We start from the raw sequence: 15458 nt of genomic DNA, 5'->3' as shown, positions 1-15458 counted from the left end.
CGCGGTCCCGCCGGCACCGCCAGCATCGGGGGCACGGCCGTCGGGACGTCAGGGAGCACGAGGAGAGACCGATGGAAGCGGAAGACGAGTACAGCGTCATCATCAGCGTGGACGCCGAAGGCTCGGGAAGACTGACCGATCCCGAGAAGGACCGGATGCGCGCCAGACTCTACGAGGTCACGGGCCAGGCCTTCGACAAGGCCGGCATCCACCCGCCCCGCCTGTACCAGGAGGACCGCGGGGACGGCGTCCTCAGCTTCCTTCCCCTCAGCGTCCCGCGCCGCAGGGTGGTGGGGGAGTGGCTGGAGTACCTCCACCAGAACCTGCGGGAGGTCAACGGCGACCTGCGGACCCCGCTGCGGTTGCGGGTGGGCATGCACATCGGCCCGGTCAGGGCCGACGCCCACGGCCGCTCCGGCCGCGCGGTCGACCTGGCCTGCCGGCTCTGCGACTGCGCCACGGCGAAGGCGCTCCTCGCAGCCGCTCCGGAGAAGTCCCCGCTGGTGGCCGTGGTCTCCGACCGGCTGTACGAGGAGGCCGTCCTGCCCGGCGGCCGCTGGGTGGAACCGGACCACTACCGCGGCCATGAGGTGGAGCTGAAGGAGGGCGCCCGAACGGCCTGGTTCATGGTGCCCGGACTGCCCCAGCCGCCGGAACCGGAGCCCGCCGACGAGGCCGACGGTCCGGGTGCCGGCCCGCCCGGGCCCGAGGACGACCCGGATGGCCCCGCGCCCGGGCCCGAGGACACTCAGCCAGGGCCGGGTGGCACGCCCGCGCCCCGCGGACCAGCCGGGACACCCGAGGGGCAGTCGGCGCGGCACGCGAAGGTCGTCCAGGACGTCCACCACCACGGCAGCGGCCAGCTGCTGGCCGGCAACTTCGAGAACATCAACATCGGCCACCCCGGAACCGGCGGGAGTGACCGGTGAGCGCGGACAACGCCGCACCCGCGGGCCCCGCACCGGGCGGGGCACAGCCCGGACAGCCCGGCAACGCCAAGCCGGCGGCGGCCCAGCGCGCCGACCAGGCGCCCCAGCCCGACCACGCGGCCGGGCCCGACCCGTCCCAGAACGACGTCATCGGGGGCGCCGCCGACGCACTCGCCGAGGAAGGGCTCCCGGGCACCTCCGCGGCCGCGTCCCGCGTCTACCGGTCGTCCTCCCACGGATCCGGCAACCTCTTCAGCGGCCACTTCGAGTCCATCAACCTGTTCGGCAGGCCGGAGGCCGCCGTCCAACTGCTCGCCGGCCCGCTTCCCGCCGACGAACTGCGCACCCTGCGCCGGGTGTTCCAGGAGCCCGAGGAGTACGGCCGGTGGAAGGCACGGCTGCGGTCCGACCGGCTCCTCGTCCTCTGCGGGCAGCCCGGCACCGGCCGGACCTGCACCGCCCTGTCCCTGCTGGACGACGTGACCCGGGGCCACGTCTCCCGCCTCGACCCCCGCTCCGACCTCGCCGCGCTGGAAGAGAGCCAGATCGAACCGGGCCACGGGTACGCCCTGGAGCCCACCGCCTCGGGCCTGCCGGACGAGACCGGCCTCGACCGGCTGTGCGAACTCCTCGGCAAGCAGGAGGCGTACGCCGTACTGCTGGCCACCCCCGAACCGGGCGACGTCCTCTCCCGGCGCGGCCGCTACTACTGCCAGCACACCCCGGCGTCCGCCTCCGACGTCGTCGACGGACACCTCGCCACGGAACTCGAGGAGGATCCCGGCGACCTGTACGCACAGGCCCGCGCACTGGCGACCGACCCGGCGGTGCTGAAGGCCACGGGCCTCGACGAACTGCTGCCCGCGGAGGCGAAGCGGTTCGCCGCACTCCTCGCCCGGCGGGTGCGCGGGGACCTGACCCACGACGAACTGCTCGCCAGGTGCCGCCGGTTCGCCGAGGAACAGGCTGCCGACTGGTTCGCCGGCGGTGCGCTCGCCGAGAGCCCGCAGCGCCTGCGGGACGCGGCCTACCGCATCGCCGTGGCCGTGCTGGGCCATGCCTCCCTCAGCGCAGTCGCCGAGGCCGCCGAGGTCCTCGCCTGGGAACTCACCGTCACCGCCGACCCGACGGCCACCCCCGGCCGCCCGCTCTTCAGCGACGGTGTCGACGCCCGGCTGGCCTCGGCCCGCGCGGTGGCGGACACCGGCGTGGAACAGGTCGGGGACGAGGACGTGCCGGTGCGCACCGTGCGCTTCCGGGGCGAGGCGCTCGGCCCCGCAGTCCTCGGGCACCTGTGGCAGCACCGGCACAACGTGCGCGGACCCGTCCTGCGCTGGCTGGCCGGACTGTGCGAGGACTCCCGCCCGCAGGTGTGGGTCCGCGCCGCCATGGCCGCCGGCCTGCTCTGCGGGCTCGACTGCTCGCACACCGTCCAGGAACTCGTGCAGCCCATGGCCCAGGCCCCGCAGGCCCGCCGCCGTCTGTTCGCCGCGACCGTCCTCGACGTGGCCGTCACCACCCCGGAGGTCGGCACGGCCGTACGCGCCCTGGTCCGGCACTGGGCGCGCCAGGGCGACGAGCACCTGCGCTGGACGGCGGGTGCCGTGCTCGGCCGGGGACGGGCGACGGCCACGGTCGCCGACACCCTGGACCTCCTCGGCCAGATCGGCGTCTGGGAGGACGGCACACTGCGCGGACCCGCGGGAGTCCAGGTCGCCCACCTCGCCGGAGCCCACTGCGATCCGCTCGTCCTCCGGCGGATCCGGGCCTGGCTGTCCGACGCACGACGGCCCCAGCAGGACCTCGGCCTGCAGAGCGCCGTCTTCCTCGCCTCCGTCTCCGCGACCGACCTGTGGAACCAGCACCCGGACCTGGCCGACCGCGGCGACTGGCCCCTCATGCTGGCCCTCGCCGACGCCCGTCCCGGCCTGGCCCGGGAGCTCGCCGGGCTGCTGTGGACGGCGCTGCAGACCGGCCGGTCCTACGAAGCGGCCGTGGACACGGTGTCCGACTGGCTGCGCCGGAGCGCCGACCAGCCCTGGGCGTCGTGCCTGGAGTCGTTCCTGCCGCTGCTGGTGCACAGCCAGGACGACCGGGACCGGCTGCTCGCACTGCTCAAGGAACTGTCCGAAGACCCCGACCAACCACTGAACGACCAGCAGGTCCGCCGCTTTCACGGGGCGGTCCAGGGAGCGGGTACACGATGACGCACAACGGGTGGGGCCAGCAGTGGCAGCCCCAGCAACCGCAGAACTGGCAGGCGGAGTTCGCCCTGCCGCACGATCTGAGAGGGCCCTTCGTCAGGGAGTTCACCCCGCAGGGCGGCTACCGGCACCAGCACAGCCAGGTGGCGTCGGTGCTCTACTACCGCAACGGCGGGCACAGTGTGGTCACGGTTCGCGGCGCCGAGCACCACAACAAGCCGCTGATGGGCAAGCCCACCTCCGTGTGCTGGGTCGCCCGCGGCCAGCACCAGGTGTCCTTCCAGCTGGAACTGCCCACCTCCGGCGACCGGTCGCGGTTCAAGGCGGGCGCCGACGTCAACTGGGAGGTGCGGGACTTCCACCTGGCGGCCGAGAAGCGGGTGGTGGACGTGGAGCGCATGCTGCGCCCGCCGCTGGAGAGCCGGCTGCGCGGGATCAGCCGGCGCTACGGCCTGGACTCGGCGCAGCAGGTCGACGAGGCCATCCAGGACGAGCTGGCCAGCGGCCGGTGGAGCGACTTCGGCGCCGAACTCGGCCTGGCCACCCAGGTGTTCATCCGGATCGACCTCGGCCAGGCCGCCGCCGACCACCACGCCCAGATGGTGGCGGTGGAGAAGAGCAGCGAGGTCCAGCAGGCCATGGACACCGCCCAGAAGGCGCGGGTCATGGCGAACATGGAGGACGCGCAGAAGCTCATCAGCGCGGGCGAGGCGACCCAGTACGCGCACCTGCTCGCGCAGGACCCCAGCCGCGCCCAGGACATCCTGGCCGAGCTTCAGCGGCAGGCCCGCGACCAGCGCCAGGGCGCGCTCGACTACCTGACCAACCTGATCAACCAGGGCGTGGTCCAGCGCCACCAGATCGACGACCAGGTACGGGCGCTCATCGACTTCAGCCGCACGGCCTCCTCGACCGTGTTCCAGAACGGGGTGCCGCCGGCGCCGACCGCGCTGCCGGCCCCGCCTGTGCCGCCGCACCCGCCGCTGCCCCCGGCGGCCGTCTCCGACGCCCCGCCGATCCCGCCGCCCGCCGCTCCGGCGGACCCTCCCGCCGACACGGAATCCCTCCAGGACGACACCGGTGCCGGAGAGCGCGCGTGACCGCGGCCCAGCCCGTGCCGCAGCTCGACACGGCCGACCAGTACGTCGCCGAACGGCTGCTGGTGACCGTACGTGAGGACTTGGGCAGGGCGGACGTGAAGGCGTCGATCCTGCTCTCGGGCGCCGTGGCGGCACCGGCGCTGGTCCTCAGCCGGGGCGGGACGCTCCCCGCCGGCACGACCGCCCTGGTGTTCCTGATAGCCGGCGGGGTGCTGTGGGCGGCCGGGACGCTGTTGCTGCTCGCGGTGATCGCACCGCGCAGCGGTACCGTCCGGACGACCCCGGGCCTGACGTTCTACGCCGACGCGCTGGGCGCCAGGGACCCCGAGGTGCTGCGTGACGCGGTCGCGCGGGCCGGACAGGACCGGGTGGGCTGGCTGCTGGTGCAGTTCCAGGACGTCAGCGCGATCTTGGCGGCGAAGTACCGCTGGCTGCGCTGCTCGATGGCCCTGCTCGGCGCCGGGCTGCTCCTGGCGGCGGTCTCGGTCGCTGTGCGCTGACCGGAAAGGCCGGCGGGCCGCCCGGCCCGCCGCCGCGTCAGCCGTCCCGCAGCTTCTTCAGCCGCTCCACGTCCGCCGCGTGCCCCTCCTTGCCGCCCGGCGTCTCGATGATCAGGGGCACGCCCTCGGTGGCGGGGTGCGTCATCAGCTCCCGGAACGGATCCTCGCCGATGTGGCCCGCGCCGATGTTCTCGTGCCGGTCCTTGTGGGCGCCCACCACGTCCTTGGAGTCGTTGGCGTGGATCAGCTTCAGCCGGCCCTCGCCGACGGTGTCCACCAGCAGGTCCAGCGTCCGGTGCATGCCGCCGGGGCCGGTCAGGTCGTGCCCGGCGGCGAAGATGTGGCAGGTGTCCAGGCACACGCCCAGCATCGGGTGGGCGTCCAGGGCCTCGAAGTACGGGCCGAAGTCCCACGTCCGTGAGCACAGTGAGGCGCCCTGGCCGGCGGTCGACTCCAGCAGCAGATACGGGTCGTCGTCATGGGTCAGCTCGTCGAGCAGCGGCAGCAGGTGCTCGCGCACCTGCTTCAGCGCCACCGACCGCTCCCGGCCGCCGGTCGCGCTGCCCGTGTGGACGACCACGCCCAGCGCCCCGATCTCCCGCCCCCGCCGCAGCGAGTGCCGCAGCGATTCCACCGACCGCTCCACGGTCGCCTCGGTGTGCGAACCGAAGTTGATCAGGTAGGGGGCGTGCACGTACGCCGGGACCGACTCGGTCGCGCACGCCGCACGGAACGCCTCGTCCTGCTTCGGATTCCCGGCCGGGGTGGCCCAGCCGCGCGGGTTGGCGACGAAGACCTGGACGGTCTCCGCCTTCAGGTCACGGGCGTACGACAGGCCGACGGAGTGGAGCCCGCCGGCCACGGGGACGTGGCCGCCCACGGGGTTGCGGGAGGGGCCGGACAGCTGGTTGTTCACCCGTTCAGGGTGTCATGCGTCCGGCCCTGCCCCGGCCACGGGCCTCCGCCCGCGCCCGTCACCTGATCCTGATGGTGATGGCCGAGCCCTTGGGCGCGGTCTCGCCGCCCTCGACGGACTGGCCCTTGACCTCGTCACCGAACAGGCCGAGCAGGCCGCGGTCCTCGTCGACCTGGAACCCGGCGCCCTCCAGCTTCCGCCTGGCGTCGTCGACGCTGTCGCCGACCACGTCCGGGACCTCGACCATCTCGGGGCCCTTGGACACCGTCAGCGTCACCGTGTCGCCCTCGGCCGCCGTGCCGCCGGGGGCAGGGCTCTGCTCGGCGACCTGGCCCCTGTCGTACTCCGAGGAGTTGACCCGCTCGGCGGCGACCTTCACCTTGAGACCGGCGTCCAGCAGCTCCGACCGGGCGTCGGCGAGGTCGTCACCGGTGACGTCGGGGATGTCGATCGGGCTGCCCTTGCTGACGACGAGCGCGACGGCCGTGCCCGCCCGCACCTTCGTACCGTCGGCCGGACGCGCGGAGATCACCGCCCCCTTCGGCACGTCCTCGCTGAACTCCCGGGTGACCATGCCCGGTTCCAGGCCGTCCTCCTTCAGCGAATCCCGCGCCTTGTCCAGCCGCCGGCCCTCCAGGGCGGGCACGCGCACGTTCCGGGGGCCGTCGGAGATGGTGATGCTCACCGAGTCGTTGCCGCGGATGCGCGTCCCGGCCTTCGGGTCGCTGCTGATGACCTGGCCGCGCTCCACGGTGTCGCTGTAGGCGTGCTCGACCTTCCCGAGGTCGAGGCCCGCGTCCGCCAGCCGGTCCTCGGCCTGGTCCTGGGTCTTGGCGAGCAGTGGGGGCACCTCGGTGAACTGGCCCGAGTTGACGTACCAGACACCGGCACCGAGCCCCAGCACGAGCAGCACGGCGACGACGATCGCCGTCGGGCCGCGCCGGGACCCCGGGCGGCGCCGGGACGGCGAGGGCGGTGGGGGCGGCGGGGACTCGAACCGGCTGGTGCGGTCGATCGCGGCCCCGGAACCCTCCTCGTCCTCGTTGACGGGCAGCGGGCGGGGCGCGGCCAGGCCGCGCGGGATCACGCTCGTCCGGTCGTCGGCGTTGTCGTGGTCCGCCCTGAGCGCCTGCGGCGGCAGGACGTCCAGCTGCTCCGCGGTCAGCCGGGCGCGCCCGTCACGGACCTGGGCGAGCAGCGCCACCGCGTCATGCGGGCGGATGTCCGGGGTGCGGGCGGTCGCGGAGGCCACCATCTCGTCCAGCTCGTACGCCAGACCGGGTACGGCGGCCGAGGGCGGCGGGACGTCCTCGTGCAGGTGCTTGTAGAGGATCACGGCGGGGGAGTCCCCGTCGTGCGGCTTGTCGCCGGTCAGCATCTCGTACAGCATCACGCCGCACGCGTACACGTCGACCCGGGGGTCCGCGGTGCCGTTCTCTATCTGCTCGGGCGCGAGATACGAGACCGTGCCGAGGACGGTGCCGGTGGTGTTCGTCACGGTGTCCACGGCCCGGACGAGCCCGAAGTCGGCGACCTTGACCCGGCCGTCGTCCCCTATCAGCACGTTCTCGGGCTTCATGTCCCGGTGCACGAACCCGGCGCGGTGCGCGGCGCCCAGCGCGGCCAGCACCGGCTCCAGGATGTCCAGGGCGGCACGCGGCTGCAGGGCTCCCCGCTCGCGCAGCACGTCCCGCAGGGTGCAGCCCGCGACGTACTCCATGGCGAGGTAGACGTACGAGCCGTCGGTGCCCTGGTCGAAGACCTGCACCACGTTCGGGTGCGCCAGCCGGGCCACCGACTTCGCCTCACGGATGAACCGCTCGACGAACGAGCCGTCCACCGCGAGCGAGGGGTGCATCACCTTGAGTGCGAGGACCCGGTCGAGCCGGGTGTCCACGGCCCGGTAGACCGTGGCCATCCCACCGACCGCGATCCGCGCGTCGATGCGATACCGGCCGTCGAGCACCTGCCCGACCAAGGGGTCCTGAAGGGTCGTGTCCACGCAGGCGAGTCTACGAGCCACCACCGACAGCCACTCGCCCTGCCCGCTTCCGGAGCAGGACTGCAGCGGACCTGTGACTCAGCCTGCGGCCTAGCTGCGGGCAGTCGTGCCGCTGGGGCGGCACGGGTGGGCGCAGCGGCACCCCGCAACGCCGGGCTGCAGAACCCACCCGACCTCAGCGCCATCGCACAGCTACTGAAATGCGGGCCGCTCCGGATCAAGCACAGCCATGCCCTCCGCCGGAGAAGACGCCTCCGCGAAGTGCCGCCGCGGAATCCGCCCCGCCCGATACGCCAACCGCCCCGCCTCCACCGCATGCCGCATCGCATCGGCCATCAACACCGGCTCCCGCGCCCGCGTCACCGCCGAGGCGAGCATCACACCCGCACACCCCAGTTCCATCGCCAACGCGGCGTCCGACGCCGTCCCGGCCCCCGCGTCCAGAATCACCGGCACCCCCGCCCGCTCCACGATCAGCTCAAAATTATGGGGATTGCGAATTCCCAGCCCCGACCCGATCGGCGACCCCAACGGCATGATCGCCGCACACCCGACGTCCTCCAGCTTCCGCGCCAGCACAGGATCGTCGTTCGTGTACGGCAGCACCGTGAACCCGTCGTCGACCAGCGTCTCCGCCGCGTCCAGCAGCTCGATCGGATCCGGCAGCAGCGTGCGCTCGTCGGCGATGACCTCCAGCTTGACCAGATCCGTGCCGAGGGCCTCGCGCGCGAGACGGGCCGTGAGGACGGCCTCACCGGCGGTGAAGCAGCCCGCCGTGTTCGGCAGTACCCGGATACCGAGCTTGTCCAGCACGGACAGCACGGACCCGTGCACCGAGGCGTTCACCCGCCGCATCGCGACCGTCGTCAGCTCCGTCCCGGACGCGACCAGCGACCGCTCCAGCACGTCGAGGCTGGGCGCGCCGCCCGTGCCCATGATCAGGCGGGACGTGAAGGACGTACCGGCGAGGACAAACGGATCGTCGGCCATGGTCAGCCTCCTTGGACGGCGGTGAGGACTTCCACGCGGTCTCCCTCGGCCAGGGGAGTGGACGGCCATTGCGCGCGTGGCACGACGGTTTCGTTGAGGGCGGCGGCCACCCCGGAGGGCGAGGAGGTGAGCGCGCTCACGACGGTGTCGAGAGCCGTGCCGGGCCGGACGTCCCGGGGCTCTCCGTTGACGGAGATGTTCATGCGGGCTGCTCCGTGAGTGACGTGGTGAAGCGTTTCGGGGTGAAGGGGCGGGCCTCCTCGGGCAGTTCGCCCGTCGCCAGGGCGTGCGCCAGGGCGTCTCCGGTGACCGGTGTGAGCAGCACGCCGTTGCGGTAGTGCCCGGTGGCCAGCAGCAGCCCTTCCAGACCGGTCGGGCCGAGCAGCGGAGCGTTGTCGGGGGAGCCGGGCCGCAGCCCGGCCCGGGTCTCGGTGAGCGGCAGCTCGGTGATGCCGGGGACCAGCTCGTGCGCGTCCCGCAGCAGCTCGTACACGCCGCCCGCGGTCACGGTGGTGTCCCAGCCCATCTCCTCGCTGGTCGCCCCGATGACCAGCTCACCGCTCTCGCGCGGCACCAGGTAGACGTGGCTGCCGCGGACCACCGCGCGCACCGTCCGGCTCAGGAACGGCCCGTGCCGCTCCGGCATGGTCAGCCGCACGACTTGCCCTTTCACCGGCCGCACCGGCGGCAGCACGTCCTCCGGGACGCCCGCGAGCCGCCCGCTGAGGCTGCCCCCGGACAGCACGACCTGCCCGGCGCCCAGCTCGGTGCCGTCGGCCGTGATCACACCCGTGGCGCGGTCCCGCGCGACGGTGAGCCGCTCGGCCCAGACCCGGTGGAAGACCACACCGGCCCGCTCGCACGCGGCCACCAGAGCCACGGCAAGCCGCCGCGGGTCGATCTGGTGGTCGCCGTCGACCCGCAGCCCGCCGCGCACCCCCGGCGCGAGCATCGGCTCCAGACGACGGCACTCCCGCCCCGACAGCCACTGCGACTCCAGGCCCGACCGCTGTTGCAGGGCGTGCAGTTCGCGCAGGTGGGCCCGGTCGTCGGCGTCCAGGGCGACGGCGAGCGTGCCGCACCGGCGGTAGCCGAGGTCGTGACCGGTCAGCTCGGTCAGCTCGGCCACGAAGTCCGGGTAGCGCCGGGCCGAGGCCAGGTTCAGACCGAGCAGGGTCTGCTCGCCGTGGTGCAGTTCCGTGACGGCCGCCAGCATGCCGGCCGCGACCTGTGCGGCCCCGCCACCCGGCTCGGGGTCCACCACGGCGGGAGCGAGCCCGCGCTGCGCGGCCCGCCAGGCCGTGACCAGGCCGATGATCCCGCCCCCGATGACGAGGACGTCTGAGGTTCGCGTACGCGACATGGGCGTCCAGCCCCTCCCTTCGCCGGCATGACCCGGATCAGGTTCGTACGGTCGGAGGCCGCCAGCCTCCCTCTCAGCCCGGTGCGTCCGGGCTCCCGCGAGTGCCTTACGTTGGCCACCAACCCTAGCCCGATGCCCACTGCAGCAGTAAGGGAGCCTCAGCGATGGCCCGGTCCCTCGACGGTCTCGTCCTCGCCCCGGTAGCCGACCAGGCACCTGGTCAGGTGGGGACCCGCACCCGGTTCACGTACCACGAGAAGGACGGCGAGATCTGGGCCGAGTACGCGGGCGGCGACGTGGTGCGCGGACATCTCGTGGGTACCCGCGAGGGCGACACGCTGGACTTCCGGTACGTACAGCTCAAGGAGGACGGGACCACGTCCTCGGGGCACTGTGTCTCGACGGTCGTGGACCTGCCCGACGGGCGGGTGCGGCTGGAGGAGACCTGGGAGTGGGAGTCCCAGCCGGGCAGCGGGACGAGTGTTGTGGAGCAGGTCACTGCACATGAGCACTGACTGACAGACTGTCAGTTGTCTATGGTGATCAGGTGAGCGAGCAGAGGCAGGAAGCAGGGCCGTCCGCGCCGCGGCGGGTGGTCGTGGCGGGCGCGGGCATGGCCGGTGTGCAGACCGCGGTCGCCCTGCGGGAGCGGGGCTTCACCGGCGACGTGGTCCTGATCGGAGCCGAGCCCCACCAGCCGTACGACCGGCCCCCGTTGTCCAAGGCCGTCCTGCTCGGCAAGTCCGAGCACTCCGCCTTCGACGTCGACTTCGAGGCCCTCGGGATCGAGCTGCGGCTGGGCTGCGAGGTGACCGGCCTGCGCCCGGGCGGCCACGAGCTGGACACCGGGGAGGGGCCCGTGCCCTACGACGTCCTGGTCGTCGCGACCGGCGCCGAGCCGATCCGGCTGCCCGGGTCCGAGGGCGTGCCCGGCGTGCATCTGCTGCGCACCCTGGACGACGCCGAGCGGCTGCGGCCGGTGCTGGCGCGGCAGCACGACGTCGTGGTCGTGGGGGCGGGCTGGATCGGCGCGGAGTTCACCACCGCCGCGCGTGAGGCGGGCTGCGCGGTGACGGTCGTGGAGGCCGCCGAGCGGCCGCTCGCGGGGGCGCTGCCCGCCGAGGTCGCCGCGCCGATGGCCGGCTGGTACGCCGACGCGGGAGCCGTGCTGCGGACGCGCACGCGCGTGGAGCGCGTCGAGCCCGGCGCGGTGCTCCTCGACGACGGTGCGCGGCTGCCCGCGGGCGCGGTCGTCGTCGGTATCGGCGCCCGTCCGGCCACCGATTGGCTGTCCGGCTCCGGGATCGAGCTGGGCGTTCAGGGCGAGATCGTGGCCGACGAGCACCTGCGGACGTCGGTGCCGGACGTGTACGCGGTCGGAGACTGTGCCTCCTTCCCCTCCGGGCGGTACGGCGAGCGGCTCCTGGTCCACCACTGGGACAACGCTCTCCAGGGCCCGCGCACCGTCGCCGTGAACATCATCGGACGGGCCTCGGGGGAGACGCCGGCGGTGTACGACCCGGTGCCCTACTTCTGGTCCGAGCAGTTCGGGCGGTTCGTGCAGTACGCGGGGCACCACGCGGCCGCCGACACGACCCTGTGGCGTGGCGACCCGGCCGGACCGGCCTGGACGGTCTGCTGGCTCCGCGGCGACCGGCTGGTCGCGCTGCTGGCGGTGGGTCGCCCCCGGGACCTGGCGCAGGGGCGGCGCCTGATCGAGTCGGGCACACCGATGAACCCGACGCTGCTGGCGGACCCGGCGAGGCCGCTCAAGGCGGCGACGGCGTAGGCGGGCCCGAGGCGCTCGGGCGGGTGCGTCCGTCCGGGTGTGTCCGCCCGGGTGGACCCGCCCGGCTTCCGACTGTCAGTGGGGGATGGCAGGCTTGTTTCCGTGACCGAGATTGACGCAAAGATCGATGCTCTCGTCCCTGCCTGGCTCACCCTCCCCGACATCGCCGAACAGCTCGGCGTCGAGGTGACACGGGTGCGGCAGCTGGTCAAGGAGGGCCAGCTCATCGCCGTACGCCGCGGTGAGAACCGCGCGCTGCATGTCCCCGCGGCCTTCATCGACGGGGACAAGGTCGTCAAGGGCCTGTCCGGGACCCTGACGCTCCTGCGGGACGACGGCTTCACGGTCGAAGAGATGCTGGAGTGGCTCTTCACCCCCGACCCCAGCCTGCCCGGCACACCGGCGCAGGCGCTGAGTGAGAATCGCGGCACGGAGGTGAAGCGCCGCGCCCAGGCGCTCGCGGTCTGACCGACCTCGACCGAACAACCGTCCGGCCTTGCGGTACGAGCACATGCCGTACGAGCGGGGCCGGGCGCGCACAACCGCCCGTGAGTGGGCCGGGGCCCGTGGGGTCACGGCCTCGGGCCGGTCCGTGCCGGTTCGCCTCTCCCTTCGGGGTCCGGCCTGAGTGCATCCGGGCCGGGCGCGTAATGTGCCCACGGCGCGTTCGGCGCTTCGCGCGCTGGTGCTGCCGCGCTCCGGCCGCGCCCGGATGAGACGCCCCGGCCGTCACGGCAGGTGGCGCCGCTCCGGCGGCACAACCCGAATCGGCAGCTGTGATCCAGGCCGTGCCGGCTCTTCGACGCCGGGCAGCCACCGGTAGGGGCGTTTCCACGCCTTGGCCCGGCATGGGCCGGGGCGTTCCCGCGCCCCGGCCCGCCACCGGCAGGGGCGTTCCCGCGCGCCCCGGCCCGCCACCGGCAGGGGCGTTCCCGCGCGCCCCGGCCCGACACCGACGAACCAGGGGGACATATGCCCGGCACCGCGACCACCGCCCGCGCCCAGCTCGCTGACGCCCGGGTCTACCTCTGCACCGACGCCCGCAAGCGGCAGGGCGATCTCGCGGAGTTCCTGGACGCCGTGCTGGCGGGCGGCGTGGACATCGTGCAGCTGCGCGACAAGGGCATGGAGGCGGCCGAGGAGCTGGAGCACCTGGCCGTCTTCGCCGACGCCTGCGCCCGGCACGGCAAGCTCCTCGCGGTCAACGACCGCGCGGACGTCGCCCACGCCGCCGGCTCCGACGTCCTGCACCTCGGCCAGGGCGACCTCCCGGTCCCGGCCGCCCGCGCGATCCTCGGCGAGGACGTCCTGATCGGCCGCTCCACCCACGCCGAGTCCGAGGCCGCCGCGGCAGCCGTGCAGGACGGCGTGGACTACTTCTGCACCGGCCCGTGCTGGCCCACCCCGACCAAGCCCGGCCGTCACGCCCCCGGCCTGGACCTCGTCCGGTACACGTCAGCCCTCGGCACCGACCGCCCCTGGTTCGCCATCGGCGGCATCGACCTCGCCAACCTCGACCAGGTCCTGGAAGCAGGGGCCCGGCGCGTCGTCGTCGTGCGGGCGATCACCGAGGCCGACGACCCGGGCGCGGCCTCCGTCGAGCTCGCCAAGCGCCTGCGGGAGGAGTAGCGCGCCGGTTTGTCCAAGGAGTGGACGAACAAGGCGACAATTCGGGCAAATGTCCGGGGTCCGGTTGGGGGACCGACCGCCCCTGGCTAACCTGCCGGTATGGCCCTCGGCACCGCATCCATCAGGTCGGACCACGCGCGCACCGTCCGTGACATGCTCGCGACCGGCAAAACGACGTACTCGTTCGAGTTCTACGCCCCGAAGACCCCGAAGGGCGAGCGGAACCTGTGGAACGCGCTGCGCCGGGTCGAGGCGGTGGCGCCCGACTTCGTCTCCGTGACCTACGGAGCCGGCGGCTCCACCCGCGCGGGCACGGTCAAGGCGACCGAGGCGATCGCCTCGGACACCACCCTCACGCCGATCGCGCACCTCACGGCGGTCGACCACTCGGTGGCCGACCTGCGCAACATCATCGGCCAGTACGCCGACGCCGGGATCCGCAACATGCTCGCCCTGCGCGGCGACCCGCCCGGCGATCCCATGGGCGAGTGGGTGCCGCACCCCCGGGGCCTCGCCTACGCGGCCGAACTGGTCGAGCTGATCAAGGCCTCCGGCGACTTCTGCGTGGGCGTCGCCGCCTTCCCGGCGATGCACCCCCGCTCCACCGACTGGGACACCGACGTCCGTCACTTCGTCGACAAGTGCCGCGCGGGCGCGGACTACGCCATCACCCAGATGTTCTTCCACCCGGAGGACTATCTGCGGCTGCGCGACCGGGTCTCCGCCGCCGGCTGCGAGACCCCGATCATTCCCGAGGTCATGCCGATCGCCAGTGTGAGGTCGCTGGAGCGGATCGGGTCCCTCACCAACGCCGCGTTCCCGGCCGCCCTGAAAGAGCGGATCCTCACAGCAAAAGACGATCCGGCCGCTGTACGCTCCATTGGTATCGAATTCGCCACGGAGTTCTGTGCGCGGCTGCTCGCCGAGGGTGTGCCCGGCTTGCACTTCATCACGCTCAACAACTCCACCGCGACACTGGAAATCTACGAGAACCTGGGCCTGCACCACACGCGGCAGGCCTAGACCGTTCGCACCGGTATACGACACACTGCGTAGCGGCCACTGGGAGAGGGGCGTACATGGGCTGGACGGTCCTCTACATCGCGTTCGGCGTCGTCGCGCTGTGGCTGCTGGGCGAGGTGCTGCTGCAGTACAAGGCGCGGCTGCGCTGGCGACTGCTCGCCTTCGCCGGTTTCCTCGGCGTCGTGATCGGAGTCCTGATCCCGTCGGTCGTCGTGATCGGACTGGGCGCGGCCGCCTTCGCGGTCGGGCAGACCTACGTCACCCTGTCGTTCCGCAGCGGCTTCTCGGCCGGCTGGGCGATGAACGCGCCGGTGCTGGGCGGCAGCAAGCGCCGCCGGGGTGAGCGCGGCCGCCAGGAGCCGACCCTCGAGGTCTCCGGCCTGGAGGCGGCCGACGGCGGCTACGCGGACGAGGCCGCCTACCGCCGCGACACCGCCGCCCACGGCCAGGACGACGACTACGACCGCGACGACGTCTTCAGCCCCGCCCGCTCCAGCCGGGCGACGGACGCCGAGACCACGGCCGTCTACGAACCGCAGCCGGTCCCCGAGGACACCGGCTCCTACGGCGTCTACGGCGACACCGGGTACCACTCCGGCTCGTCCCACGACCAGTACGCGGCCACCGCCCAGGGCAGCGACCAGTCCTACGCCTACGACTACCCGGGCTACGGTCAGCAGGAGAGCTACGACGCCACGGGCCAGCAGCAGTACGCCGCCTACTCCGACCCGTACATCGGCACCGGGACCTACGGCTCGGGCTCGTACGACACCGGCTACGGCGACCAGCAGTACTACGGCCAGCAGGGCTACGGCCAGGACCAGTACGCCGGCACCTACGGCGGTGAGTCCCCGCCCGGCGGTGTGTGGGTGCCGCAGCAGCGCGACACCGACGAGTACGGTCAGGAGCTGCCGCCGGAGCAGTCGTATCCCTACCAGGGGCAGCAGGCGCAGGGGAACGGCTTCGACGAGCAGTACCGTTTCTGAGGCCTGACTCCGTCCGGGGCGGACTGC

15 protein-coding genes and 1 riboswitch are annotated in these 15458 nt (G+C 73.1%); of the genes, 10 read left to right on the top strand and 5 right to left on the bottom strand.

The genetic code is table 11. The features are described 5' to 3' along the window. Window positions 1-71 precede the first annotated feature (71 nt). The 4 genes from IE97_RS38875 to IE97_RS0133770 are packed head-to-tail and all read left to right on the top strand — an operon-like array spanning window position 72 to window position 4733. Window positions 72-929 (top strand): hypothetical protein, encoded by an 858-nt coding sequence (locus tag IE97_RS38875; RefSeq protein WP_051705222.1) that lies wholly within the window; start codon window positions 72-74, stop codon window positions 927-929. Next, window positions 926-3136 (top strand): hypothetical protein, encoded by a 2211-nt coding sequence (locus tag IE97_RS0133780; RefSeq protein ID WP_051705221.1) that lies wholly within the window; start codon window positions 926-928, stop codon window positions 3134-3136. Before IE97_RS38875 ends, IE97_RS0133780 begins: the two co-directional genes overlap by 4 nt. Next, the gene (locus IE97_RS0133775; protein WP_030249323.1) at window positions 3133-4233 is read left to right on the top strand and encodes a hypothetical protein; all 1101 of its coding nucleotides are present in this window, start codon (window positions 3133-3135) and stop codon (window positions 4231-4233) included. The genes IE97_RS0133780 and IE97_RS0133775 overlap by 4 nt, the downstream gene beginning before the upstream one ends. Continuing rightward, window positions 4230-4733: a Pycsar system effector family protein gene (locus tag IE97_RS0133770; protein WP_234310729.1), complete on the top strand. Its 504-nt coding sequence runs from the start codon at window positions 4230-4232 to the stop codon at window positions 4731-4733. The genes IE97_RS0133775 and IE97_RS0133770 overlap by 4 nt, the downstream gene beginning before the upstream one ends. 37 nt (window positions 4734-4770) lie before the next feature. Here IE97_RS0133770 and IE97_RS0133765 read toward each other — a convergent pair whose 3' ends face one another. From IE97_RS0133765 to thiO, 5 genes are all read right to left on the bottom strand, one after another. Next, window positions 4771-5649: a deoxyribonuclease IV gene (locus tag IE97_RS0133765; protein WP_030249315.1), complete on the bottom strand. Its 879-nt coding sequence runs from the start codon at window positions 5647-5649 to the stop codon at window positions 4771-4773. Window positions 5650-5707: 58 nt separating this feature from the next. Continuing rightward, window positions 5708-7651, bottom strand: a complete 1944-nt coding sequence (gene pknB, locus IE97_RS0133760) for a Stk1 family PASTA domain-containing Ser/Thr kinase (protein ID WP_030249312.1) — start codon at window positions 7649-7651, stop codon at window positions 5708-5710. Window positions 7652-7843: 192 nt separating this feature from the next. Continuing rightward, window positions 7844-8641: a thiazole synthase gene (locus IE97_RS0133755; RefSeq protein ID WP_030249308.1), complete on the bottom strand. Its 798-nt coding sequence runs from the start codon at window positions 8639-8641 to the stop codon at window positions 7844-7846. A gap of 2 nt (window positions 8642-8643) precedes the next feature. Further along, the gene (gene thiS, locus IE97_RS0133750) at window positions 8644-8844 is read right to left on the bottom strand and encodes a sulfur carrier protein ThiS (RefSeq protein ID WP_030249305.1); all 201 of its coding nucleotides are present in this window, start codon (window positions 8842-8844) and stop codon (window positions 8644-8646) included. Next, on the bottom strand, window positions 8841-10004 hold the full coding sequence (thiO, locus tag IE97_RS0133745; protein WP_030249300.1) for a glycine oxidase ThiO: 1164 nt from the start codon (window positions 10002-10004) through the stop codon (window positions 8841-8843). The genes thiS and thiO overlap by 4 nt, the downstream gene beginning before the upstream one ends. Further along, a riboswitch (TPP riboswitch) is annotated at window positions 10002-10113 on the bottom strand. Its footprint overlaps the gene before it by 3 nt. Before the next feature lie 55 nt (window positions 10114-10168). On the opposite strand from thiO, the gene IE97_RS0133740 reads away from it, so the two are divergent. From IE97_RS0133740 to IE97_RS0133715, 6 genes are all read left to right on the top strand, one after another. Beyond that, on the top strand, window positions 10169-10519 hold the full coding sequence (locus IE97_RS0133740; RefSeq protein WP_030249296.1) for a hypothetical protein: 351 nt from the start codon (window positions 10169-10171) through the stop codon (window positions 10517-10519). A gap of 32 nt (window positions 10520-10551) precedes the next feature. Next, window positions 10552-11793, top strand: a complete 1242-nt coding sequence (locus tag IE97_RS0133735) for an NAD(P)/FAD-dependent oxidoreductase (RefSeq protein WP_030249293.1) — start codon at window positions 10552-10554, stop codon at window positions 11791-11793. 102 nt (window positions 11794-11895) lie between these two features. Continuing rightward, on the top strand, window positions 11896-12261 hold the full coding sequence (locus IE97_RS0133730; RefSeq protein ID WP_020274483.1) for an Rv2175c family DNA-binding protein: 366 nt from the start codon (window positions 11896-11898) through the stop codon (window positions 12259-12261). A gap of 504 nt (window positions 12262-12765) precedes the next feature. Further along, the gene (gene thiE, locus IE97_RS0133725) at window positions 12766-13422 is read left to right on the top strand and encodes a thiamine phosphate synthase (RefSeq protein WP_030249284.1); all 657 of its coding nucleotides are present in this window, start codon (window positions 12766-12768) and stop codon (window positions 13420-13422) included. A 99-nt stretch (window positions 13423-13521) separates the two neighbouring features. Then, window positions 13522-14445: a methylenetetrahydrofolate reductase [NAD(P)H] gene (gene metF / locus IE97_RS0133720; RefSeq protein ID WP_030249279.1), complete on the top strand. Its 924-nt coding sequence runs from the start codon at window positions 13522-13524 to the stop codon at window positions 14443-14445. A 56-nt stretch (window positions 14446-14501) separates the two neighbouring features. After that, window positions 14502-15431: a membrane protein gene (locus tag IE97_RS0133715; protein WP_030249275.1), complete on the top strand. Its 930-nt coding sequence runs from the start codon at window positions 14502-14504 to the stop codon at window positions 15429-15431. Window positions 15432-15458 lie beyond the last annotated feature (27 nt).

The organism is Streptomyces sp. NRRL S-455, assembly GCF_000717875.1.
In the GTDB taxonomy this organism is placed as follows: domain Bacteria; phylum Actinomycetota; class Actinomycetes; order Streptomycetales; family Streptomycetaceae; genus Streptomyces.
The sequence above is the reverse complement of the archived record's forward strand: the minus strand, read 5'-3'. Positions and strand labels throughout refer to the sequence as shown.

Coding starts and splice junctions, on each gene's coding strand:
- thiO (WP_030249300.1), bottom strand. CDS start 10,004: ATGTCGCGTACGCGAACCTCAGACGTCCTCGTCATCGGGGGCGGGATC.
- IE97_RS0133740 (WP_030249296.1), top strand. CDS start 10,169: ATGGCCCGGTCCCTCGACGGTCTCGTCCTCGCCCCGGTAGCCGACCAG.
- IE97_RS0133775 (WP_030249323.1), top strand. CDS start 3,133: ATGACGCACAACGGGTGGGGCCAGCAGTGGCAGCCCCAGCAACCGCAG.
- thiS (WP_030249305.1), bottom strand. CDS start 8,844: ATGAACATCTCCGTCAACGGAGAGCCCCGGGACGTCCGGCCCGGCACG.
- metF (WP_030249279.1), top strand. CDS start 13,522: ATGGCCCTCGGCACCGCATCCATCAGGTCGGACCACGCGCGCACCGTC.
- thiE (WP_030249284.1), top strand. CDS start 12,766: ATGCCCGGCACCGCGACCACCGCCCGCGCCCAGCTCGCTGACGCCCGG.
- IE97_RS0133715 (WP_030249275.1), top strand. CDS start 14,502: ATGGGCTGGACGGTCCTCTACATCGCGTTCGGCGTCGTCGCGCTGTGG.
- IE97_RS0133755 (WP_030249308.1), bottom strand. CDS start 8,641: ATGGCCGACGATCCGTTTGTCCTCGCCGGTACGTCCTTCACGTCCCGC.
- IE97_RS38875 (WP_051705222.1), top strand. CDS start 72: ATGGAAGCGGAAGACGAGTACAGCGTCATCATCAGCGTGGACGCCGAA.